This is a genomic window from Kitasatospora sp. NPDC093550 (assembly GCF_044764985.1).
In the GTDB taxonomy this organism is placed as follows: Bacteria; Actinomycetota; Actinomycetes; order Streptomycetales; family Streptomycetaceae; genus Kitasatospora.
This window is the reverse complement of record NZ_JBIWJF010000018.1, coordinates 1-22,109: the sequence shown is the minus strand read 5'-3', so window position 1 is coordinate 22,109 and position 22,109 is coordinate 1. Positions and strand designations below refer to the sequence as shown.

General features: G+C 73.7%; 21 protein-coding genes and 1 riboswitch. Of the genes, 9 read left to right on the top strand and 12 right to left on the bottom strand.

Annotated features, from left to right (window positions below):
• Window positions 1-229 precede the first annotated feature (229 nt).
• Together ACIRD3_RS26660 and ACIRD3_RS26655 are read left to right on the top strand one after the other, a co-directional pair.
• Complete coding sequence (locus ACIRD3_RS26660) at window positions 230-1,582, top strand: metallophosphoesterase (RefSeq protein ID WP_402221323.1); 1,353 nt, start codon at window positions 230-232, stop codon at window positions 1,580-1,582.
• A 229-nt stretch (window positions 1,583-1,811) separates the two neighbouring features.
• Window positions 1,812-2,726, top strand: coding sequence for a hypothetical protein (locus ACIRD3_RS26655; protein ID WP_402221321.1), 915 nt, complete (start codon window positions 1,812-1,814; stop codon window positions 2,724-2,726).
• 37 nt (window positions 2,727-2,763) lie between these two features.
• Here the strand turns inward: ACIRD3_RS26655 and ACIRD3_RS26650 are convergent, their stop codons facing one another.
• Entirely contained in the window at window positions 2,764-3,252 is a 489-nt protein-coding gene (locus ACIRD3_RS26650) for a hypothetical protein (RefSeq protein WP_402221319.1), read from the bottom strand.
• Window positions 3,253-3,342: 90 nt separating this feature from the next.
• Complete coding sequence (locus tag ACIRD3_RS26645; RefSeq protein ID WP_402221316.1) at window positions 3,343-4,251, bottom strand: LysR family transcriptional regulator; 909 nt, start codon at window positions 4,249-4,251, stop codon at window positions 3,343-3,345.
• Window positions 4,252-4,421: 170 nt separating this feature from the next.
• Between ACIRD3_RS26645 and ACIRD3_RS26640 the strand changes: the two genes are divergently transcribed.
• Window positions 4,422-4,808, top strand: a complete 387-nt coding sequence (locus tag ACIRD3_RS26640; RefSeq protein ID WP_402221632.1) for a VOC family protein — start codon at window positions 4,422-4,424, stop codon at window positions 4,806-4,808.
• Between the two features lie 152 nt (window positions 4,809-4,960).
• Here ACIRD3_RS26640 and thiC read toward each other — a convergent pair whose 3' ends face one another.
• The 4 genes from thiC to ACIRD3_RS26620 form a co-directional block, all read right to left on the bottom strand.
• A complete protein-coding gene (thiC, locus tag ACIRD3_RS26635) occupies window positions 4,961-6,775 on the bottom strand; it encodes a phosphomethylpyrimidine synthase ThiC (RefSeq protein ID WP_402221313.1) in 1,815 nt (604 codons plus the stop codon).
• Window positions 6,770-6,905: riboswitch (TPP riboswitch) on the bottom strand. Its footprint overlaps the gene before it by 6 nt.
• A 163-nt stretch (window positions 6,906-7,068) precedes the next feature.
• A complete protein-coding gene (locus ACIRD3_RS26630; protein ID WP_402221312.1) occupies window positions 7,069-7,269 on the bottom strand; it encodes a DUF5326 family protein in 201 nt (66 codons plus the stop codon).
• A 248-nt stretch (window positions 7,270-7,517) separates the two neighbouring features.
• The gene (gene tenA / locus ACIRD3_RS26625) at window positions 7,518-8,186 is read right to left on the bottom strand and encodes a thiaminase II (protein WP_402221310.1); all 669 of its coding nucleotides are present in this window, start codon (window positions 8,184-8,186) and stop codon (window positions 7,518-7,520) included.
• Window positions 8,187-8,263: 77 nt separating this feature from the next.
• Window positions 8,264-8,581, bottom strand: a complete 318-nt coding sequence (locus ACIRD3_RS26620; protein WP_402221308.1) for a cupin domain-containing protein — start codon at window positions 8,579-8,581, stop codon at window positions 8,264-8,266.
• Between the two features lie 109 nt (window positions 8,582-8,690).
• On the opposite strand from ACIRD3_RS26620, the gene ACIRD3_RS26615 reads away from it, so the two are divergent.
• Complete coding sequence (locus ACIRD3_RS26615) at window positions 8,691-9,071, top strand: phage holin family protein (RefSeq protein ID WP_402221305.1); 381 nt, start codon at window positions 8,691-8,693, stop codon at window positions 9,069-9,071.
• A gap of 136 nt (window positions 9,072-9,207) precedes the next feature.
• Here ACIRD3_RS26615 and ACIRD3_RS26610 read toward each other — a convergent pair whose 3' ends face one another.
• Complete coding sequence (locus ACIRD3_RS26610; RefSeq protein ID WP_402221303.1) at window positions 9,208-9,633, bottom strand: SsgA family sporulation/cell division regulator; 426 nt, start codon at window positions 9,631-9,633, stop codon at window positions 9,208-9,210.
• A gap of 137 nt (window positions 9,634-9,770) precedes the next feature.
• Between ACIRD3_RS26610 and ACIRD3_RS26605 the strand changes: the two genes are divergently transcribed.
• Complete coding sequence (locus tag ACIRD3_RS26605; RefSeq protein WP_402221301.1) at window positions 9,771-10,313, top strand: NUDIX domain-containing protein; 543 nt, start codon at window positions 9,771-9,773, stop codon at window positions 10,311-10,313.
• 12 nt (window positions 10,314-10,325) lie between these two features.
• Here ACIRD3_RS26605 and ACIRD3_RS26600 read toward each other — a convergent pair whose 3' ends face one another.
• From ACIRD3_RS26600 to pdhA, 4 genes are all read right to left on the bottom strand, one after another.
• Window positions 10,326-11,984, bottom strand: a complete 1,659-nt coding sequence (locus tag ACIRD3_RS26600) for a globin domain-containing protein (protein ID WP_402221298.1) — start codon at window positions 11,982-11,984, stop codon at window positions 10,326-10,328.
• 274 nt (window positions 11,985-12,258) lie between these two features.
• Window positions 12,259-13,617: a dihydrolipoamide acetyltransferase family protein gene (locus ACIRD3_RS26595; protein ID WP_402221629.1), complete on the bottom strand. Its 1,359-nt coding sequence runs from the start codon at window positions 13,615-13,617 to the stop codon at window positions 12,259-12,261.
• Between the two features lie 5 nt (window positions 13,618-13,622).
• Window positions 13,623-14,624, bottom strand: coding sequence for an alpha-ketoacid dehydrogenase subunit beta (locus ACIRD3_RS26590; RefSeq protein ID WP_402221295.1), 1,002 nt, complete (start codon window positions 14,622-14,624; stop codon window positions 13,623-13,625).
• Window positions 14,624-15,763: a pyruvate dehydrogenase (acetyl-transferring) E1 component subunit alpha gene (gene pdhA, locus ACIRD3_RS26585; protein WP_402221294.1), complete on the bottom strand. Its 1,140-nt coding sequence runs from the start codon at window positions 15,761-15,763 to the stop codon at window positions 14,624-14,626. The genes ACIRD3_RS26590 and pdhA overlap by 1 nt, the downstream gene beginning before the upstream one ends.
• Before the next feature lie 164 nt (window positions 15,764-15,927).
• On the opposite strand from pdhA, the gene ACIRD3_RS26580 reads away from it, so the two are divergent.
• Entirely contained in the window at window positions 15,928-16,383 is a 456-nt protein-coding gene (locus ACIRD3_RS26580) for an Lrp/AsnC family transcriptional regulator (RefSeq protein WP_402221292.1), read from the top strand.
• A 42-nt stretch (window positions 16,384-16,425) separates the two neighbouring features.
• On the opposite strand, the gene ACIRD3_RS26575 is transcribed toward ACIRD3_RS26580, so the two are convergent.
• Entirely contained in the window at window positions 16,426-17,010 is a 585-nt protein-coding gene (locus tag ACIRD3_RS26575; RefSeq protein ID WP_402221289.1) for a TetR/AcrR family transcriptional regulator, read from the bottom strand.
• A gap of 145 nt (window positions 17,011-17,155) precedes the next feature.
• On the opposite strand from ACIRD3_RS26575, the gene ACIRD3_RS26570 reads away from it, so the two are divergent.
• From ACIRD3_RS26570 to ACIRD3_RS26560, 3 genes are all read left to right on the top strand, one after another.
• Window positions 17,156-18,418: a hypothetical protein gene (locus ACIRD3_RS26570; RefSeq protein ID WP_402221286.1), complete on the top strand. Its 1,263-nt coding sequence runs from the start codon at window positions 17,156-17,158 to the stop codon at window positions 18,416-18,418.
• A 151-nt stretch (window positions 18,419-18,569) separates the two neighbouring features.
• Entirely contained in the window at window positions 18,570-20,270 is a 1,701-nt protein-coding gene (gene paaN, locus ACIRD3_RS26565) for a phenylacetic acid degradation protein PaaN (RefSeq protein ID WP_402221284.1), read from the top strand.
• 145 nt (window positions 20,271-20,415) lie between these two features.
• A complete protein-coding gene (locus tag ACIRD3_RS26560; protein ID WP_402221281.1) occupies window positions 20,416-21,906 on the top strand; it encodes an FAD-dependent monooxygenase in 1,491 nt (496 codons plus the stop codon).
• Window positions 21,907-22,109 lie beyond the last annotated feature (203 nt).

Here is a 22,109-nt window from a genome sequence, read left to right as displayed (position 1 = left end):
ACAGGCGCACGCCGACCCCCGGCCGGGACCCCGGCCGACCCCCCCGATCAACGCCCCGATCGACCACCGACCGAGGCCGGGTGAGCACGAAGGACGCCCGGCCAGAGCCGACGAGACCATACCGAGCCAGGACAAACCGGACCCTGCGGGGCCGCCCGGCTGACGCTCCGGAGGATTGGATGCCCACCAGGTGACGACGGCGGGAGAGTGGTCTTCCTATGATGGGCGAATGACACCCGAGGACCGCTTCCCCGGGCCCGAGCACCCCCACTCGGGCCCCCGCCACCAGCCGGACCTCGATGTGCTGCCGTACGGCACCTATTACGAACCGGAGCCCGCGCAGGGCTACCCGGGCACCCCGTACGACGCCGAGACGTACAGCGGCTACGGCGGCGCCCGCTACCTGGAACAGCACTGGACCTCCGACGGACAGGGCCACACCGTGCACGCCCACGGCAACGCGGTGGGCCAGGCCCCGGCCTTCTCCCACCAGGACCACACCGGCTACGACGGCCGGCCCGGCTACGAGGAGCACCCCGGCTACGACGGCCAGGACCACGCCCCGTACGAGGGCCAGGACCACGCGGCCTACGAGGACGACGGCGGCTACGACGACCGCGCCGGCTACGAGCCCACCCTGCCCGACCAGCCCTCCCCGGCCCTGCAGCTCGAAGGCCGCGACGACCCGCCGACCATCGAACTCGGCCCGCCGCTGCCGCTGCCCGACCCCGCCGCGCCGACCTACCCGTACCCGGCCCCCGGCCCCGGAGAGCCGCCCGGCCCGGTCTACGTCGTCGGCGACGTGCACGGCTACCTGGAGGAGCTGCGCGCCGAACTGCACCACCAGGGCCTGATCGACGCGGACGGCCACTGGTCGGCCGGCCGCGCCCGGATCTGGTTCCTCGGCGACTTCACCGACCGGGGCCCCGACGGCATCGGCGTCATCGACCTGGTCATGCAGCTCGCCGCCGAGGCCGCGGCGGCCGGCGGCTACTGCCGCGCCCTGATGGGCAATCACGAACTGCTCTTCCTCGGCGCCGCCAAGTACGGCGACGAGCCGGTCCAGTCCACCGCCGGCACCGCCTCCTTCCTCGCCGCCTGGCGGCTCAACGGCGGCCAGCAGAACGACCTGGACCGCCTGGAGGCGCACCACATCAGCTGGCTGTCCCGGCTCCCCGCCATCGCGCTGGAGGACGACCACCTGCTGCTGCACTCCGACACCACCGCCTACCTGGAGTACGGCGAGTCCATCCCCGACGTCAACGACGCCGTGCACGCCCTGCTCGCCGACGGCAGCGTGGACGAGTGGTGGGACTGCTTCCGCCGCTTCACCAAGCGCTTCGCCTTCCGCGGCGACGCCGGCCCGACGGCCGTCCACGAGCTGCTCGGCACCTACGGCGGCGGACGGATCGTGCACGGGCACAGCCCGATCCCGTACCTCACCGGCGCGGTGCACGCGGACGACGGCCAGCCGCCGCACATCCCCGGACCGTACGTGTACGCGGACGACCTCGCGGTGGCGATGGACGGCGGCGTCACCATGGAAGGGCGCCTGCTCGTCGCCCGACTTCCCATCAACTGAGGACCCACGCCGAACGGTTGTTCCCGGCGCCCGGGCCGTCGCACGCGCGCGGCCCGGGGCGCGAAATTCCGGAAACCGACTGTCAGCCCGGGCACACCCGCCCCTACCATGAGGCACACCACACCCGGCCGCCCGTCCGGCGGCCCGCCTCCGCGCCCGGTTCGGCGTCCTGAGGGCGTCCCGCGCCCCCGGGGCGGAGCGAACCGGGGTCCGCACGAACGGGGTCCCCATGTCCAACCCCCCGCCGCTGCTCGCCGAGGACCGCCCGGAGTACGAGCGCCTCCTCGCCGAAGCCCTGCGCGACCGCACCGTCCTCACCGCCCTGCGCGCCCCCGGCGCGCTCGCCACCGACCAGCTGCGCATCCGCGCCCTGCGCGACGCCGACGCCGTCAACGCGGCGGCCGCCACCGAGTACGCCCACTACACCCGGCTGCGCGACAGCCTGCGCGCCACGCCCCCGCCGCCACCCGGCACCGAGCCCACCGCCCCCGGCCTGCTCACCCAGCTGCGCTCCGCGAACGGCGGCGCCGGACTGTTCCCCGTCCTCACCGTGCTCACCCCGATCCTGGCCTGGGCCGCCGCCGTGTTCCTGCTGCTCATCGGCTACCTGCTGCGCGCGGCCGACCCCGACCTCGTCCTCGCCCGCTCCCTGGTCACCGCCGGCTGGGTCGCGCTCGCCGCCGGCGTCGCCGCGATGGCCATCGGCATCGTCGGCCTGCTCCTCACCGCCATACGCGACGGCACCGCCGCCGCCCCGGCCGGCACCGACCCGGAGCTCGCCGCCGAACTCTCCGACGCCCGCGCCGCATGGCGCACCGCCCTGCGCGACCGGGGCCTGCTGCCCTACCTGCACGCCGCGCTCCCCCCGGTCCCGGGCGCCGAAGGCGCCTCCCGGACGGCTGCGGCCGAAGACCCGGAGTCCACCGGCCCCGAGTCCACCCACCCCGAGTCCACCGGCCCCGAGTTCAGCAGCCCGGACTTCAGCAGCCCCGGCTACACCTCCCCGTCCTTCAGCAGCCCCGGCCCCGACGGCCTGACCGACCCCGAGGGCCGCACCCCCCGCCCCGCCGCCTTCACCACCCCCGACTTCACCGGCCCCGGCTACACCCCACCGGCGTTCACCAGCCCCGACGACGTCACCTGACCCGCCCGGGGCCGCCGACCCGGGCCCCCGGCCCCGGTCACCCCACCGGCGCCGGAGCCACCGTCCGCAGCGAGGCCCGCGCCCCGTCGCCCAGCAGCCGTGCGGTCAGCGCACGCTGGCCCCGCGCGATCCACCGCACCGGCCAGCGCAGCAGCACGTACAGGCAGAGCCCCCAGCCCGCCGCGTGCACGGCCCACACGCCGGCCATCGTCGGCCCGCCCCAGGCCTGGTGGTAGTCCGTGTCCAGGTACCAGACCGGGTAGCCGAAGTTCCGCACCGAGTTGAACAGCGCGTACCCGGTGAGCAGCAGCGCGAGCGCGTCCAGCGGCAGACCGAGCACCGCCCGGGCCAGCACCCGCCCGCCCGTCCAGCCCCGGCCGCCCGACACCCGCTGCTGCCACCGGCCCGCCCTCCCGGGCCGGCCGGCCAGCACCAGCGCGGCGCCGACCGCACCGGCCGGCAGTGCCAGGCCGGCCCGGACCGCGGCACGGACGTCGGTGCTGATCTGACGGTGGATCGGGGACATCGTCGGCTCCTTCACGCTCGTTCGTTCGACGTCCTCACTCTCGCCCGTCGGAGTGCCCCCGGTCGTCACACCGGGGAGCCGCCCTCGCCGTCATACCGGAGTACTACGCCCGCCCCCGGGGCCGGCCGCGTCCGCCGCCGCCCGGACGAAGGCCAGGACCCGGGCCGTCGAGTTCCCCTCCCGCCAGACCGGCCCGCGGAGGATCGGCGACGCGTCGTGGATCGGCACGTAGGCCACGTCCGGGCGGGGGTAGTAGCGGCGCGAGTGCTCGCCGACCGGCAGGACGCCACGGCCCATGGCGACCAGGCTGAGCATCTCGGAGAACGTCCCGCCGGACGGGCCCTTGGGCACCGGGCGGCCGGACGGGGTGTGCTCGGGGGTGCGGTCCCGTTTGAAGGACGCCGAGGTGACGGCCGGGTACTGCACCACCGGGTGGTCGGCCAGGACCTCGACCGACACCGAGGACTCCGCGGCCAGCGGGTGCCCGGCGGCCACTGCCAGGACCCGCCGCTCGCTCAGCAGCACCGGGCCGTTGGCCATCCCGTCGAAAGGGTAGGAGGCGATCAGCACGTCGACCGAGCCGTCCTCCAGACTCGTCCGGGAGTTGCCCAGCTGGACCTCCCGGACGTCGACCCGGCAGTCCGGGTGCCGCTCCCCGAACAGCGCCACCGCCCTGAGCAGCACCGGCGCCGTCCACTCGCCCAGGAACGCCACCCGCAGCTCCCCGGTGACCCCCCGGGCGGCGTCCTCCGCCCGCCGTAGCGCGGCCGCCATCGCCTCCACCACCGGGACCAGGTCGTCCGCCAGCTTCCCTCCCACGGCGGTCAGTCGGACCGAGCGGCTGGTGCGTTCGAAGAGCGGGCCGCCGATCCGGCGCTCCAGCTTCTTCACCACCTGGCTCACCCTCCCGGTGGTCAGGTGCAGGCGCTCGGCCGTCCGGCCGAAGTGCAACTCCTCCGCGAGAGCGAGGAAGACCTCGATCTCCAACCGCTCCAGCAACCCGCCCGCCGCCCCTCGATCGTTGAATCAGGCTCAACGATCGTACGGCCGTTCGCCGTTGATGGAGCGGCCGGCCCGAGGGATCGTGGAACACGTCACCGCCCGCGAGGAACGGCCCGCGGCACGCACCGCGGCCGGGATCCCCCATGACCCCACCCAAGGAGACCCTGATGCGCGTCGTGGCCTTCGACCACCTCGTCCTCAACGTCTCGGACGTCGAGCGTTCCCTGGCCTTCTACACCGGCCTCCTCGGCCTGGAGCCCGTCCGCGTCGAGGAGTGGCGCGCCGGAGAGGTGTCCTTCCCCTCCGTCCGGGTCACCCCCGACACCATCATCGACCTGACCGCCCGCCCCCGGCAGGAGTCCAACGTCGACCACCTCTGCCTCACCGTCGAGCCCCTCGACTGGCAGGAGGTCATCGACTCCGGCACCTTCGACGTCCTCGAAGGCCCGGTCCCCCGCTACGGCGCCCGCGGCACCGCCACCTCGGTCTACGTCCGCGACCCCGACGGCAACACGGTCGAACTCCGCTGGTACCCCGAGCCCCCCGCCGCCTGATCCCGGCCTGCCCCGGTCCCACGGGGGTGGGCCGGGGCAGGCCCACCGCGGCGTCCCGACGCCGCGGTGGCCCGGACGCTGCGGTGACCCGGACGCCGCGCGGGGAAGCCCCCTCCACTTCCCGGAGCAGCGCCGTACGGGAGACCGGCGGGTCAGTCCGCCAGGGGGAGGTAGACGCGGCTGCCCTGGGCCTTGAACTCCTCGGACATGGCCTGCATGCCGGCCTCGGCCTCGGCGTCGTAGCCGGAGGCCACGGCGGTGGCGCCGTCGCCGTGTTCGTCGCGGATCTTCTGGGAGATCTTCATCGAGCAGAACTTCGGGCCGCACATGGAGCAGAAGTGGGCCGTCTTGGCGGGTTCGGCGGGGAGGGTCTCGTCGTGGAAGTCGCGGGCGGTCTCCGGGTCGAGGGCCAGGTTGAACTGGTCCTCCCAGCGGAACTCGAAGCGGGCGTCGGAGAGGGCGTCGTCCCATTCCTGGGCGCCGGGGTGGCCCTTGGCGAGGTCGGCGGCGTGGGCGGCGATCTTGTAGGTGATCACACCGGTCTTGACGTCGTCGCGGTTGGGCAGGCCCAGGTGCTCCTTGGGCGTGACGTAGCAGAGCATCGCGGTGCCCCACCAGGCGATCATCGCGGCGCCGATGCCCGAGGTGATGTGGTCGTAGCCGGGGGCGACGTCCGTGGTCAGCGGGCCGAGGGTGTAGAACGGCGCCTCGTCGCAGATCTCCTTCTGGAGATCCATGTTCTCCTTGATCTTGTGCATCGGGACGTGTCCCGGGCCCTCGATCATCACCTGGACGTCGCGCTCGCGGGCGATCCGGCCGAGCTCGCCGAGGGTCTGCAGCTCGGCGAACTGCGCCTCGTCGTTGGCGTCGGCGATCGAGCCGGGGCGCAGGCCGTCACCGAGCGAGAAGGTCACGTCGTAGGCGGCGAGGATGTCGCAGAGTTCCTCGAAGTTGGTGTAGAGGAAGTTCTCCCGGTGGTGCGCCAGGCACCAGGCGGCCATGATCGAGCCGCCGCGCGAGACGATGCCGGTCTTGCGGCGGGCGGTCAGCGGGACGTAGCGCAGCAGCACGCCGGCGTGGACGGTCATGTAGTCGACGCCCTGCTCGCACTGCTCGATGACGGTGTCCCGGTAGACCTCCCAGCTCAGCTCCTCGGCCTTGCCGTCCACCTTCTCCAGGGCCTGGTAGAGCGGCACGGTGCCGATCGGCACGGGGGAGTTGCGCAGGATCCACTCGCGGGTGGTGTGGATGTTGCGGCCGGTGGAGAGGTCCATGACGGTGTCGGCGCCCCAACGGGTGGCCCACGTCATCTTCTCCACCTCCTCCTCGATCGAGGAGGTGACGGCGGAGTTGCCGATGTTGGCGTTGATCTTCACCAGGAAGTTGGTGCCGATGATGGCCGGCTCCACCTCCGGGTGGTTCACGTTGACCGGGATGACGGCCCGTCCGCGGGCCACCTCCTCGCGCACGAACTCGGGCGCGAGGCCCTCGCGCAGCGCCACGAACTCCATCTCCGGGGTCACCACGCCGCGCTTGGCGTAAGCGAGTTGGGTGACGGCGACGCCGCCGCGGCCGCGCAGCGGGCGGCGCGGGCGGCCGGGGAAGACGGCGTCCAGGTTGCGCAGGTTGCCGCCGCGCGGCGCGGTGTGCTTGATCCCGTCGTCCTCGGGGCGCGGCTCGCGGCCGTCGTACTCCTCGACGTCGCCGCGCTGGCGGATCCAGGCGTCGCGCAGCGCGGGCAGGCCGCGGCGCACGTCGGGCTCGTACGACGGGTCGGTGTACGGGCCGGAGGTGTCGTACAGCGGGACGGTCCTGCCGTTGGTGAGCAGCACCTCGCGGTACGGGACCCGCAGGTCGGGGCGGGATCCCTCGCGGTGCGCCTTGCGCCAGGCCGGGGTCGGGTAGCCGGTGCGCTCACTGCTGGGGGCGCTCTGGGCAGACTGCGGCTGTGCTTCGAACGTGGTCATCTGACCTCTACTCCCTACGCCGGCATTACCCGGTCCAGGTTCCTGCGGTCGACGCAGCCGTCGGTCCGTCCGTCGACGGTCCGGTCAGCGCCCTCTCAGCCCGGTGCTCCGAGCTCCCGCGTCGCAGGCGGTTGCCTGCACATGACGCCCAACACCGTAGCGAGCCGATTGCCGCAGGTCCAGAGCGGGTCCGTCCCCCGGCCCCGGGAACGGCGACCGACGCCCGGGAACGGCCGAGGCCCGGCTCCCCGTGACGGGGGCCGGGCCTCAGGGCGGCGGTTGGGGGAGCAGGGTCAGCTCTTGGCCGCCTTCTTCACCAGGATCACCACGGCGGCCGCGATGCCCACCACCACCAGCAGCTTGATCACGATGCCCAGCAGGAACCCGACCACGCCGAACACGAAGGCGACGATGTTCCAGGCCAGCACCAGGACCAGCACCGGGATGACGATGTTGCGCACCCAGGAGGGCAGCGACTTCCAGAGCTCAGCCATGTCGGATCCTCTTCTCCCCTCGGGTCGGCCGCCGTCCGGAGCCGCATCCCGCTTGCTTTCGATACGTCGATCGTACGGGGGCCGGAGTGCCGGAACGAGGCCCAACGGCCCGGAGAGAACCCCGAGATCACCCCGAGCCCGACCCCCGGGAACACCCCCGGCCGACCTCCGGGAAGAACCCCGGGAAGCTCCCCGGAGCAGGTCCCCGGGAGCCGTCGGACACCCGCACCGGCCGGCTCCGCCGCCGGTCAGACCGGCCAGCGCTCGCCGCGCCAGGCGGCGTCCCAGAACATCCACTCGTAGCGCGAGGTGGTCACGAAGTGCTCCACCACCCTGCGGCGTTCGGCCGTCGAGAGCTCCTCGCCGATCCGGTCGGTGAGGGCCAGCACCCGGCGGACCACCGACTGGAACGCCTCGTCGCCGTAGGTCGCGATCCACCGGGCGTAGAGCGGGTCGGGGGAGCCCTGGGCGAGCAGCGCCTCGCCGACCCGGGCGTAGATCCAGTAGCAGGGCAGCACCGCGCCGACCGCCTCGGCGAAGGAGCCGCCGTAGACGGTGGCCAGCAGGTAGCTGGTGTAGGCCCGGGTGGTGGGCAGCACCGGCTCGGCGGCGGCCTGCTCGGCGGTGCCGCCGAAGGCGGTCAGGAACTCGGCGTGCATGCCCTGCTCGGCGGCCAGCGCGCCGACCGCGTCGTCGGCGAAGGCCCGGACGTCCTCCTCGCCGGGCGCCTTGGCGGCGCAGACGGCGAGGGCGCGGGCGTAGTCGCGCAGGTAGTGCGAGTCCTGGACGACGAAGTGGCGGAAGGCCTCGCGCGGCAGGGTGCCGTCGGTGAGGCCGGCCAGGAAGGGGTGGGCCAGGATCTCGGCGTAGACCGGCTCGATGGCGGACCAGAGTTCTTCGGTGAGGCTGCGGGTCATGCCGCCGACCCTAAACGGCCGCGCGCGGACCGGGCCGCCCGGTCCGGTCCCGCCCGACTGCTCAGTCCTCCGGCTGCTCAGTCCTCCGGCGGGGAGAACACCACCAGCACCCGCAGCTCCTCGGTGACGTGGTGGAACCGGTGCGGGGTCCCGGCCGGGACGTACACGACGGTGCCGCGCCCGACGGCCGCGGTCTCGGCGCCGACGGTCAGCTCGGCGCGGCCGCTGATCACCTGGTAGATCTCGTCCTGGTCGTGCGCGGTCTGCGGGTCGGTGTCGCCGGGGGAGAGCGCGTACAGCCCGGCGGACATCCGCGGTTCACGCAGGAACCGCAGGTACGCGCCGTCGTTGGCCGCCCGCTCGGCGTCCAGTTCGTCCAGCCGGAACAGCTTCACCGCCGCCGTCCTCCCCTCGTCCGTCCGCCTCCGGGACCAGGGGCATTCAACACCAAAACCGCCGTGTGGTGGTTCCCCGCGGCCGGTCCGCCTGCCAGGCTTGGGCGGCATGAAGGGTTTCGTCATCAAGACACTGATCAACGCGGCGGCCATCTGGGTCGCCGCCTGGATCGTCAGCGGCATCCAACTCGCCCAGGGCGGGGCCGACTGGCAGCACAAGGCGCTCACGGTGCTCGGCGTCGCCGTCGTGTTCGGCCTCGTCAACTGGCTGATCAAGCCGGTGGTCAAGCTGTTCTCGTTCCCGCTGTTCATCCTCACGCTGGGCCTGATCACCTTCGTGATCAACGCCCTGATGCTGATGCTGACCTCGTGGGCGTCCGGAAGGCTGGAGCTGGACTTCCACGTCACCAACTTCGGGGCCGCGCTGATCGGTTCGCTGATCATCAGCCTGGTGGCCTGGGGCCTGCACCTGGCCCTGGACGACGACTGACGGCGCCGTGCCCGCCCGCGCGAGAGGGCCCGCCCCGGTGGACCACCCGGGTACGGGCCCCTTCGTCGTCCGGGCCGGGACTCCCCCCTGCAGGGCTCCCCGCAGGACTCCCCCTGCAGGACTCCCCGCTGACCGGTCACCCCGCGTTCTCCCGCCCCCTGAGGATCTCCGCGAGCCGGGCGTCGAGCTCCCGCCCGGTGCACTCCCGCCCGATCGGCACCAGCGCGACGGTGCGCGCCAGGAACGCGACCAGCGGCGCCGCCGGGGCGCGCAGCACGGACCGCCCGTCCGGGGAGCGCAGGACGACGCACAGCTCCGCGCGGTCCTCGCCGACCGGGCGGACGCGCACGTCGCCCTCGCCCGCCGGGCCACCGGTCCCGTCGAGCAGCAGCTCACGCGCGAAGAACCAGGTGACCGGCGCGTCGCCGGGCAGGTGGAAGGTGAACCGGACGGCGTAGGGGTCGGCGGCCTCGTACCCGACGTCCGTCGGAACGCGGACGGAGAGCTCGGGCGAGACCACGAGGTCCATCGCCAGACGGATCCGGACCGTGCCGTGCTGCATGCTCCACTACCTCTCGTTCGTGGCCGGCGGCCCGTTCCCGGGCGGTGACCGGGGCGACGTTTCGGCCCAATCCCCGGGTTTCGACGCATTCCCGGCGCGGGAGACTCCCGCACAACGCTCCAGCCCCGGAGGTGGCCATGGACCCCGAGAACCGCACCCCGCCACCGCGCCCGGTCGTGAAGCGCACCGCGCGGGCGATCCTGCTGGAGCTGGACCCGGACGATCCGTACGGCCCGGCCTCGATCGTGCTGATCCGGCGGGTCCGGCCGGACGCGCCGCACCCGTACTGGATCACGCCCGGCGGCGGGGTCGAGCGCGAGGACCGGACGGTGGTCGAGGCGCTGCACCGCGAGGTGGACGAGGAGCTCGGCGGCAAGATCGTGGACGTGGTGCCCGCCTTCGTCGACACCATCAGCCACCCCTTCCACGACGACGGGACGCTGCTGCACCCGCACGGGGTGAAGGTGCAGCACTTCTTCGTCTGCCGGCTGGTCTCGATGGACCTCAGCCGGCGGCACGGCCCGGAGGTGACGGACCCGAACGGCGAGTACGAGGTGGTCCGGCTGCCGTTCACCCGGGAGGGCGTCACCTCGGTCAACGTCGTGCCGCCCCGGCTGCGGGCGTACCTGGCGGCCAACATCGAGGGCATCCGCGCGCTGCTCGCGCCCGACCTCGGGTGATCACCCGGCCGCTCAGCCCGCCGCCAGGTCGCCGACCAGGTCGTGCCGGATCCGCTCGGCCGGCACCCCCGAGCGCAGCAGCACCCCGACGCCCCGGCGCACCATCGCGGGCGGTCCGCTGAGCACCGCCTCACGGCCCGCCCACGGGCCGAACCGGCTGACCACTTCGGGCAGTTCGCCGGTCAGCGCGCCCTCGGCCGGTCCGGTGCCGGACAGCACCGGCCGCACCGTGAGCCAGGGGTGCAGCCGGGCCAGCTCGCGCAGCCCGTCCAGGTCGTACAGCTCGGCGGCGCTGCGGGCGCCGTAGAACACCTCGACCCGGCGGCCGGATCCGCCGTGCTCGGCGGCCTCCTCGACCAGCGCGCGGATCGGGGCGATGCCGGTGCCGCCGCCGAGGCAGAGCAGGTCCGGGCCGGCGGTGTGGTCGACGGTCATCGAGCCGGCCGCCGGGCCCAGCCGCAGGACGTCGCCGGGAGCGGCCCGGTGGACCAGCGCGTTGCTCACCCAGCCCGCCTGGACGGCCTTGACGTGGAAGGTCAGCAGCCCGTCCGGGCGCGGCGCGGTGGCGAAGGAGTAGTGCCGCCAGACCCGCGGCCACCAGGGCGTCTCCAGGCTGGTGTACTGCCCGGCGCGGTACGGGTAGGCCTGGTCCGGGCGGACGGTGATCACCGCGATGTCCCGGGTGCGGCGCTCGTGCCGGACGACCTCGCCCTGCCACCAGGGCGGCGAGGTGCGGGCGGCCTCCTCGGCGGCCTCGATCATGATCGAGGAGATCAGCCGGTAGGCGCGGCGCCAGGCCAGCTCGGTGTCGGCGTCCCAGCGGCCGCCCGCGTACCGGGCCAGCGCCTGCACCAGGCACTCCCCGACCGGGGCGTAGTGGCCGGTCAGCGTGCCGTAGCGGCGGTGGCCGCGGCCGAGCCCGGCCAGCTTGGCGGTCAGGGCCACCGGGTCCTCGGCCCCGCGGGCGGCGTCCAGCAGGGCGCGGAACAGCCGGTCGCGCTGGACGTCCATGGCGGCGGGGAAGAGCGAGCGGACCTCGGGGTGCTGCAGGAACAGCAGCGCGTAGAAGTGCGCGGTCGCCCGGTCGGCGACCGGCTCGACGGCCGCGAGGCTGGCCCGGATCAGCTCGATGTCCCGGGCGGTGAGCGGCAGTTCGACGGCGGAGGCGTCGGGGGCGGCGGTGGGTGCGGTGGGTGCGGCGGCGGGTGCCTCCTGCTCGGGAAGCGCGGCCGGGGTCTGCACCGGGGCCGCCTGCATGCTCCAGGCGTCACTCCAACTGTCCCCGGGTCCTGCCCAGTTGAGCCCGGGTGCGTCGGCGAACAGCGGACGGAAGGCCGGCGAGCTTCCGGTGACCGAGACGGCCTCCGGGTGGCTCGGCGCCGGAACGGCCGGCGGCTCGGTCGGCATCGCCGGGACGGACAGCACGACCGGGACGGCCTCCGGCAGGGGAGCGGCCGCCACCGGCGGCAGGTCCGGCGGATCCAGCGGCATCGGCGGCCGCAGGGTCTCCTCCGGGGAGGGCGCCGGCGTCAACGCCTCGCGCGCCGGCGCCCCGAGAACCCGGGCCGACGCCTGCGCCGCCTCGGGCGGGAGCTCCGGCAGGCCCGGGACGGAGGCCGCGCCCGCCGAGCCGTGCCCGGTGCGGACCAGAAGTGTTCTGCGGGACTTCACCGCTACGTTTCGAGTACCCAAGAGAATCGTTTCGCCTCCGGCCGGCCTGCGCCACCACCTGGCTTGTCTCTGCTGACGCCTAGGCAGCGTGGCACGCCCGAACTGCTCATCCGACAAATCACGCGAAGCCCGGACGCCCGGGCCCGGAACGCGCTACTCTCACTCGATCGCGGTCGCCCTGAGTGGCCCCCCGTCCACCCAGGGCGACCGCGGCCTGCTCACGGCGGTCGCCCTCGACGCCGGCGGCCGCCCGTCCGGAGCGCCGCCGGAGCCCTCAGAGCTGCCGCAGCAGCATCCCCGGCTGTTCCACGCAGTCCGCGACGAACCGCAGGAAGCCGCCCGCCGTCCCGCCGTCGCAGACCCGGTGGTCGAAGGTGAAGGACAGCTGCGTCACCTCGCGCACCGCCAACTCGCCTCCGTGGACCCAGGGTTTGGCCACGATCCGGCCGACACCGAGCATCGCCGCCTCGGGGTGGTTGAGGATCGGGGTGGACCCGTCCACGCCGAACACCCCGTAGTTGTTCAACGTGAAGGTGCCGCCGGCCAGTTCGGCCGGGGTGAGCGATCCCTTGCGCGCTGACTCGGTCAACCGTCCGAGCTCCTCGCCGAGTTGCTCGGTGCTGCGGTTCTGCGCATCCCGCACCACCGGGACCACCAGACCGCGCTCGCCCTGCGCCGCGAAGCCCAGGTGCACCGCCGAGTGCCGGACGATGCCCGAACCATCCTCGGTCACCGAGGAGTTGAGCTCCGGGAAGCGCGCCAGTGCGACCGTGCAGATCCGCGCCAGCAGCGCCAGCACGCTCACCTTCGGGCCCGGGGTCGCGTTCAACTGCCTGCGCAGTGCCATCAGTTCGGTGGCATCGGCGTCCACCCAGCAGGTCGCGGCCGGGATCTCCCGGTGGCTCCGGCTGAGCTTCTCGGCCACCGCCTTGCGCAGCCCGCGCAGCGGTACCACGCCGTCCTGGGCGACCGACGGACCGACCGCCGGACCGACCGCCGGCGCCGCCGGGGCCGCGACCTTCGCCGCGACCGCGCGTTCGACGTCCGCCCGCATGATCAGCCCGTCCGGCCCGCTCCCGGTGAGCGCGGCCAGGTCGACCCCCTGCTCCCGGGCCAGCCGCCGCACCAGCGGCGAGATCACCGGCACCACGACGGGGGCGGCGGGCGCGACGGAGGCAGCGGGCACGACCGGAGCGACCGCGGCAGCAGCAGCCGGAGCAACCGGAGCCGCCGCGACCGCAGCCACCCCGACCCGGCGCCGCCGCCCGCCCTTCCCGGTCTCCGCGACGCCGTACCCGACCAGCGGCCGCTCGACCTCGGCGGAGACCGCGACGGCGGGCGCGGAACCGCCCCCGCCACCGGACGCCTCCGGGGCGCCCCCGGTCGTCGACGCCACCGCGACCGTCACCAGCGGCGCGCCCACGGCGATCTCCTCGCCCTCCGCGCCGTACCGCGCGGTGACCACCCCGCCGTACGGGCAGGGCACCTCGACCACCGCCTTGGCGGTCTCCACCTCCACCACCGGCTGGTCGACCGCGATGACCTCGCCGACCTCGACCATCCAGCGCACCACCTCCGCCCCGGTGAGCCCCTCACCGAGGTCGGGCAGCCGGAACTCCCGCACGACGGGCATCATGCTCAGTCCTCCCACTGCAGTCGGGCGACCGCGTCCAGGATCCGGTCCACCCCGGGCAGGTGGTGGTGCTCCAGCATCGGCGGCGGGTACGGGATGTCGAAGCCGGTGACCCGCAGCACGGGCGCCGCCAGGTGGTGGAAGCAGCGCTCGGTGACGCGCGCGGCGATCTCCGCGCCGGTGCCGCCGAAGCCGGTCGCCTCGTGCACCACCACGGCCCGCCCGATCGAGCGCACCACCCGGCAGACCGTCTCGTCGTCGAACGGCACCAGGGTGCGCAGGTCCAGCACCGCGAGGTCCCAGCCCTCGGCCTTCGCCGTCTCGGCCGCCTCCAGGCAGACCGGCAGCGAGGGGCCGTAGGTGATCAGCACGGCGGACGTCCCGGGGCGGCGCAGCACGGCCCTGCCGATCGGCTCGACGGCCGCCGCCGGGTCCAGCTCGGCCTTGCCCCAGTAGAGCCGCTTGGGCTCCAGGAAGACCACCGGGTCGTCGGAGGCGATCGAGGCGCGCAGCAGCCCGTACGCGTCGGAGACCGTCGCGGGGGTGACCACGTGCAGGCCGGGGGTGCTGGTGTAGTACGCCTCGGAGGCGTCGCTGTGGTGCTCGACCCCGCCGATGCCACCGCCGTACGGGACCCGGACGGTGATCGGCAGCGGGAGCCGGCCCGCGGTGCGGTTGCGCATCTTGGCGACGTGCGAGAACAGCTGCTCCAGCGCCGGGTAGGCGAAGGCGTCGAACTGCATCTCGACCACCGGGCGCAGCCCGTACATCGCCATGCCGATCGCGGTGCCGAGGATGCCGGCCTCGGCCAGCGGGGTGTCCAGGCAGCGGTCCGGGCCGAACTCGGCGGTCAGCCCGTCGGTGATCCGGAAGACGCCGCCGAGCGCCCCGACGTCCTCGCCGAGGACGTGCACCGCCGGGTCCTCGCGCATGGCGTCCCGCAGCGCGGAGTTGAGTGCCTGCGCCATGGAGGCGGTACGGGCACCGGAGGTGAGGACGGTCGACATCAGTGCTGCACCTCGGCCTCGGCAGCCAGCTCGGCGGACAACTGGGCGGCCTGCTCCCGCAGTTGCGGGGTCGGCTCGGCGAAAACGTGGGCGAACAGGGACATCGGGTCGAGCTCGGGGTCGGCGTGGAACTCGGTCCGCATCCGGTCCGCCAGCGCCTCCGCCTCGTCCGCCGCCTCCCGCACCAGGGCGTCGTCCAGCACGCCGAGACCGCGCAGCGCCCGTTCCATCAGCAGGATCGGGTCGTGCTCCCGCCAGGCCTCCACCTCGGGGTCGGTGCGGTAGCGGGTGGCGTCGTCGGCGTTGGTGTGCGCCTCGATCCGGTAGGTCAGCGCCTCGACCAGGGTCGGGCCGCCGCCGCAGCGGGCCCGCTCGACCGCCTCGGCCAGCACGGAGTGCACGGCGGGGGCGTCGTTGCCGTCCACCAGCCGGCCGGGCATGCCGTAGCCGACCGCCTTGTGCGCCAGGCTGGGCGCGGCGGACTGCGCGCTGAGCGGGACGGAGATCGCGTAGCCGTTGTTCTGCACCAGGAAGACCACCGGCGCGTTGAGCACGGCGGCGAAGTTCAGCGCCTCGTGGAAGTCGCCCTCGCTGGTGCCGCCGTCGCCGAGCATCGCCAGCGCGACGGCGGGTTCGCCGCTCAGCCGGGCGGCGTGCGCCAGCCCGACGGCGTGCGGGGCCTGGGTGGCGAGCGGGGTGCAGAGCGGGGCGGTGCGGCTGGCGCGCGGGTCGTAGCCGGTGTGGGCGTTGCCGCGCAGCAGGGTCAGCGCCTCCAGCGGGTCGACGCCCCGGGAGACCACGGCGAGGGTGTCGCGGTAGCTGGGGAACAGCCAGTCCTGCTCGCCGAGCACCAGCGCGGCGGCGATCTGGCAGGCCTCCTGGCCGGTGGACGCCGGGTAGACGGCGAGGCGGCCCTGCTTGGTCAGGGTGGTCGCCTGCTGGTTGTACCGGCGGCCGACGACCAGGCGGCGGTAGAGCTCGCGCAGCAGCGCCGGCTCGTACTTCTCCAACGCGGGGGTGCCGAGCACCCGAACGGGGGAGAGGTCCGGGAGGAGGGGGGCCGGGTCGGTGCGCGGGGCGGTGGCTCCGGGCGCCCAACCGGGCACGCCCGTGTGGTGTCTGTGGTCGAGAACGGTCATCTCGGGGCACCTCCAGGGGTGGCGGGGGCTCCCTACCGATTGTTCGGTCGTCTGTTCATCTTGACCAGAAGCGTGACAAGGTGGTGGACATTCGGCCTGAGCGGCGGTCGACTGGTGGCAGTACGTCCAATCGGTGAGGGTGGGGGGTCATGTCGGCTGAACAGATGTCCAGACTCGATCGGGTCGACCGGTCGATCCTGCGGCTGCTGCAGCAGGACGGTCGCGCCTCGATCCGCTCGGTCGCCGAGCGGGTGCACGTGTCCCGGGCCAATGCGTACGCCCGGATCTCCAGGATGGTCGAGGACGGCGTCATTCGCGGCTTCACCGCCAGGGTGGACCACGAACGGGCAGGTCAGGCCGCGTCCGCGTACATCACCCTGAAGATCGTCCAGAACTCCTGGCGCACGGTCCGCGAGCAGCTGCTGGAGCTGCCCGGGGTGGCGCACATCGCGCTGGTCGGCGGCGACTTCGACGTCCTGCTCCTGGTGCACACCGCCGACAACCGGGCACTGCGGGAGCTCGTGCTCAACCGCATCCAGTCCATCCCCCAGGTGCTCGGCACCCGCACCATGCTGGTCTTCGAGGAAACCGACCAGGTCCCCCCCGATCCGCAGATCTGACGAGCGCCCACTCACCTCCGGGCCGCTCGGGCTGGGGAGCGCCTACCGCGCCCGCAGGCCGTCGAAGGCCAGGTGCACCACCGCGTCCGCGACCCCGTCGGCCGCCTTGAGCCCCGGCCGGTACCACTCCACGATCGAGTTGATCATCCCGAACAGCAGCCGGGTGGCCAGCCGCGGCTCCACGTCCCCGCGCAGCGCGCCGTCCGCGACCGCCGCCCGCAGCAGCTCGGCGACCTGGTGGTCGAAGTCCCGGCGCCGCTCCAGCGCCCACTGCTCGGTGGCCGTGTTGCCGCGCACCCGCAGCAGCAGCGTCACGTACGGCAGCTCCGCCAGCAGCACCTCGGCGGTGCGCCGCACCACGTGCTCCAGCCGCTCCACCGCCGGGCCCTCGACCGCGGCCGGCTCGGCCAGGATCGCGAACAGCCCGTCCAGCGCCCGCCCGACCGCCAGCCGCAGCAGCTCCTCCTTGCCGCGGACGTGGTGGTAGATCGAGGACTTGGAGATCCCGGCCGCCCGGGAGAGGTCCTCCATCGAGGTGCCGTCGTAGCCGCGCTCGTTGAAGACGTCGACGGTCACCGCGAGCAGTGACTCCACGGTGTAGGTGGTGCGCGTGGTGTGATCGGCCATCCTCCGAGTATCCCCGGCCGTACCGCGCGGTACGCGATCGGGTCCGCTCCCACCGGGCCCGGTCCGGCCCACCCCGGCCCGAAGCCGCAGGCCCTAGACTCTCCGGACGATCCGTCCACGTCCAGCAGGCTGGGGTCCACGGCTGATGAACGCAATACCGGCAGTCGCCTCCGACGCGCCCGAGCAGCGCAGCGGGGAGCCGGAGGAGGGGCGCACCTGGCAGGAGCGCGCCCAGGTGCTGGTGGTCCGCTTCGGCCCGGCGGTGTGGTGCTACGCGGTGCTCAAGCTGGTCGGCTTCACGGCGTTCATGAAGCTGCTCACCTTCGCCGGCGACTACGCCAAGAAGCCGGCCCGGTTCGGCGGCGGCGCCAACCCCTGGGACGTGCTGGCCAGCTGGGACGGCTGGTGGTACCAGCAGGTGGCCCAGTTCGGCTACCACCCCGCGCTGGTCCAGATCCCGGGACCGGAGGGCTTCAACGTCGAGCAGAACTCGGCCGCCTTCTTCCCGCTCTACCCGGGCCTGATGCGGCTGACCTCGGAGGTCACCCCCTTCGGCCTGTACGGCGCCGGGATGCTGGTCTCGGTGGTCGCCTCGCTGTTCGCCGCCGCCGGCATCTACGCCGTGGTGGAGAAGCTCTCCGGGGACGTCCGGGCGGGCGTGATCGCGGCCGGGCTCTGGGCGATCGCCCCGGGCTCGGGCGCCGAGTGGGCGGTCTACTCGGACTCCCTCTTCGTCGCGCTGGCCGCCTGGGCCTGCTACTGCGTGATGACCAAGCGGTGGATCGCGGCCGGGGCGATCACCCTGGTCGCCGGCCTCAACCGGCCGACCGCCGCGGCGCTGATCGGCGCGGTGGGCCTGGCCGCGCTGGTCGAGCTGTACCGGCGGGAGAGCGGCGTGCTGCGCCCGCTGGCCGCGATGCTGATGGCCCCGGTCGGCCTGCTCGGCTACGTCGGCTGGGTCGGCTGGAAGACCGGGGAGTGGGGCGGCTACTTCCGGCTGCAGCACGACGCCTGGCTGCACTACTTCGACTGGGGCCAGGGCACCTGGCACGCGATCCGCGGCGTGCTGCTCGGCCGCAACGACTACCCCTTCGCCTTCCCGGTGCCGGACCTGCTGGCCACCCTGATCGTGCTCACCCTGCCGGTGCTGATCGTGCTGCTGGTCCGGCTGCGCCCGCCGCTGGTGCTGACCGCCTACACCCTGGCCACGATCGTCTCGGTGCTCGGCAGCCTCGGCATCTTCGGCAACACCTCGCGCTACCTGCTGCCCGCGTTCCCGCTGCTCGTCGCGCTCGCGATCGGGATGCGCAAGCTGAGCTGGCCGGTGCTGGCGGCCGTGCTGGGCACCGGCGCGCTCGCCTCCGGCTGGTACGGCGGGTACGTGCTGTTCGAGCTGGGCGTGCCGTAAACCGGGACCACCCGAAGCCCCGGAGGGCGCGTCCGCCACGGACGCGCCCTCCGTCCGTCCGGGCGGATTCCCCTCCCCACACCCTCTTGAGCCGACCGATCGTTCGGTTACTCTGTGACGTGTCCCGTCCTCCCCTCTGAGGAGCGCACAGATGTCCGCAGCGGTCACCCACCCCCTCGTCAGCGAGCTGGTCGCGCGCCACCAGGCCACCCTGGACGCCGCGCTCGACGCCGCCGCCAAGCGCGACTACTGGTCGCCCTACCCCGAGTTCCCCAAGGCGTACGGCGAGAGCGGCCCGGCGGACGGCAAGGCCGCCTTCGACGCCCTGCTCGGCAAGCCCTTCACCCTGGCGGGCCACCCCACCGACGGCGACCAGGTCGGCGGCGAGGCCTCCCCGTACGGCGTCGAGCTGGGCATCACCTACCCGCACGCCGACCCGGACGCCCTGATCGCCGCGCTCAGCGCCGCCCGCCCCGGCTGGGCCGCCGCCTCCCCGCTGGAGCGCGCCGCCGTCTGCCTGGAGATCCTGCACCGGATCAACGCCCGCTCCCACGAGTTCGCCCAGGCCGTCATGCACACCACCGGCCAGGCCTACGGCATGGCCTTCCAGGCCGGCGGCCCGCACGCCCAGGACCGCGGCCTGGAGGCCGTCGCCTACGCGTACGCCGAGCAGACCCGGCTGCCGAAGCAGGCCGGCTGGACCAAGCCCCAGGGCAAGCGCGACCCGCTGGTGATGACCAAGGAGTTCACCGTCGTCCCGCGCGGCCTGGCGCTGCTGATCGGCTGCAACACCTTCCCCACCTGGAACGGCTACCCCGGCCTGTTCGCCTCCCTGGCCACCGGCAACCCGGTGCTGGTCAAGCCGCACCCGCGCGCCGTCCTCCCGCTCGCGCTGACCGTCGCGATCGCCCGCGAGGTGCTCGCCGAGGCCGGCTTCGACCCCAACCTGGTCTGCCTGGCCGCCGAGCACGAGGGCGGCACCGTCGCCGCGACCCTCGCGGTCCGCCCCGAGATCAAGATGATCGACTACACCGGCTCCACCGCCTTCGGCGACTGGCTGGAGGAGCACGCCAAGCAGGCCCAGGTGTACACCGAGAAGGCCGGCGTCAACGCCGTCCTGATCGACTCCACCGACGACTACAAGGGCATGCTGTCCAACCTGGCCTTCGCGCTCTCGCTCTACAGCGGCCAGATGTGCACCACCCCGCAGAACGTGCTGATCCCGCGCGGCGGCATCAGCACCGACCAGGGGGACAAGACCTACGACGAGGTGGTCGCCGACCTCGCCGGCGCGATCGAGGGCCTGCTCTCCGACGACGCGCGCGCCGCCGCCATCCTCGGCGCCGTGGTCAACCCGGGCGTGCTGCAGCGCTCGGCCGCGGCGGCCGGCGGCGAGTACGGCGAACTCGCCCTCGCCCCCCGCGCGGTGACGTCGCCGGACTTCCCCGGCGCGACCGTCCGCACCCCCGCCCTGGTCAAGCTGGACGCCGACAAGCCGGACGACCGCTCGGTCTTCCGCAGCGAGTGCTTCGGCCCGGTCTCCTTCGCCGTCGCCGTCGAATCCACCGCCGCCGGCGTCGAGTTGCTGCGCACCACGGTCCGCGAGAAGGGCGCCATGACGGCCTCCGGCTACACCACCTCGCCCGAGGTGGAGGCCCTGCTGGTCGAGGCCGCGCTGGACTCCGGCGTCTCGCTCTCGCTCAACCTGACCGGCGGGGTCTACCCCAACCAGACCGCCGCCTTCTCCGACCTGCACGGCACCGGCGCCAACCCGGCCGCCAACTCGGCCTACTGCGACGGCGCGTTCGTCGCCAACCGGTTCCGCACGGTGGAGATCCGCCGGCACAGCTGATCCCCCCGCACCACCACCCGGGCCCGGCGGTCACCGACCGCCGGGCCCGGCGGTTCACAGCTCACGCCCGGGCCAGCGATGATGGAGGCTGGGAGAACGCCGGGAACGGCGTCCAACCGCCCTCCGAACACCGGGAGCTGAATACATGGCCGTGAAGCCGACGACCGAAACCGACGTCCTGATCGTCGGCGCCGGACCGACCGGACTGCTGCTCGCCGGCGACCTCGCCGCCGCCGGCGTCGGCGTCACCGTGCTGGAGAAGCGGGCCGCCGAGTCCAACCTCACCCGGGCCTTCGCCGTGCACGCCCGCACCCTGGAGCTGCTGGACGCCCGGGGCCTGGCCGAGGACCTGATCGCCACCGGCCGCCCGCTCGACTCGCTGAAGCTGTTCAACCGCTTCCGCATCGACCTCGGCTCGCTGCAGACCCGCTTCCCGTTCGTCCTGATCACCCCGCAGTACAACGTCGAACGGCTGCTCCTGCAGCGCGCGGAGAAGGCCGGCGCGACGGTGCTGCGCGGCGCCGAGGTCACCGGCCTGCGCCAGGACGCCGAGGGCGTGACGCTGGAGACCGCGGACGGGCACACCCACCGCGCCGCCTACGCCGTCGGCACCGACGGCGTCCACTCCGCGGTCCGCGACCTGCTCGGCATCCCGTTCCCCGGCGAGTCGGTGGTGGACTCCGTGGTGCTGGCCGACGTCCGGCTGGAGCGCGAGCCCGCCGAGGCGATCACCGGCGGCGCCAACGAGACCGGCTTCGCCTTCATCGCCCCCTTCGGCGACGGCTGGTACCGGGTCATCGCGTGGGACCGCAACGAACGCCACCAGGACGGCACCGTCCCCTCGACCGAGCAGCTCGCCGCCCTCCTGGAGAGCGTCCTCGGCGAGGACTACGGCCCGCACGACGTGCGCTGGAGCTCCACCTTCCACAGCGACGAGCGCCAGGTCCCCACCTACCGCTCCGGCCGGGTCTTCCTGGCCGGCGACGCCGCCCACTGCCACTCCCCGGCCGGCGGCCAGGGCATGAACACCGGCCTGCAGGACGCCGCCAACCTCTCCTGGAAGCTCGCCGCCGCCCTGAACGGCCGGGCCACCGACGCCCTCCTGGACACCTACCAGACCGAACGCCACCCGGTCGGCAAGACCGTCCTGCGCACCTCCGGCGCCCTGATCAGGCTCGCCCTCGCCGAGTCCGCCCCCACCCGCGCCCTGCGCGGAGCGCTCACCGCGCTGGGCGGCCACCTCGACCTGATCACCGAGCGCGGCGCCCGGCTGGTCTCCGGCATCGAGATCTCCTACCCCGCCCCCAAGGGCGCCCACCCCCAGGTCGGCAAGCGCGTCCCGGACCTCCGCCTGACCGCCCTCAGCAAGCCCGTCGAGGGCGCCCCCGCCGCCCCCGAGCGCCTCTACGAGGCCCTCCGCGCCGGAACCTTCGTCCTCGTGAGCAACGACGAACTGGCCGCCGCCGAACCCTGGGCCGACCACATGGTCGCCACCGCCCCCGCCGACCCGCACGGCAAACTGCGCGACACCGTCCTCCTGATCCGCCCCGACGGCTACGTCGCCTGGGCCGCCGTCGACCCCGGCCAGAACGAACTCACCACCGCCCTCACCACCTGGCTCGGCACCCCCGCCTGACCCCACCCAGCGCCACCCCCCAGCACCCACCCGCAGACCCCACCCCACCCCCTCACCTCACCTCCCCACCCCACCTCCCCCTCACCCGACGAGGCGAGAGGGAGTGCTGCGGAAGGGGCGGCGCAGGGGGTGGCCCGGAGAGGGGCGTTGCGGGTGATTTTCAGACTGCCAACGGCGCCCAGCACTCATCCCACAGAGTCGGC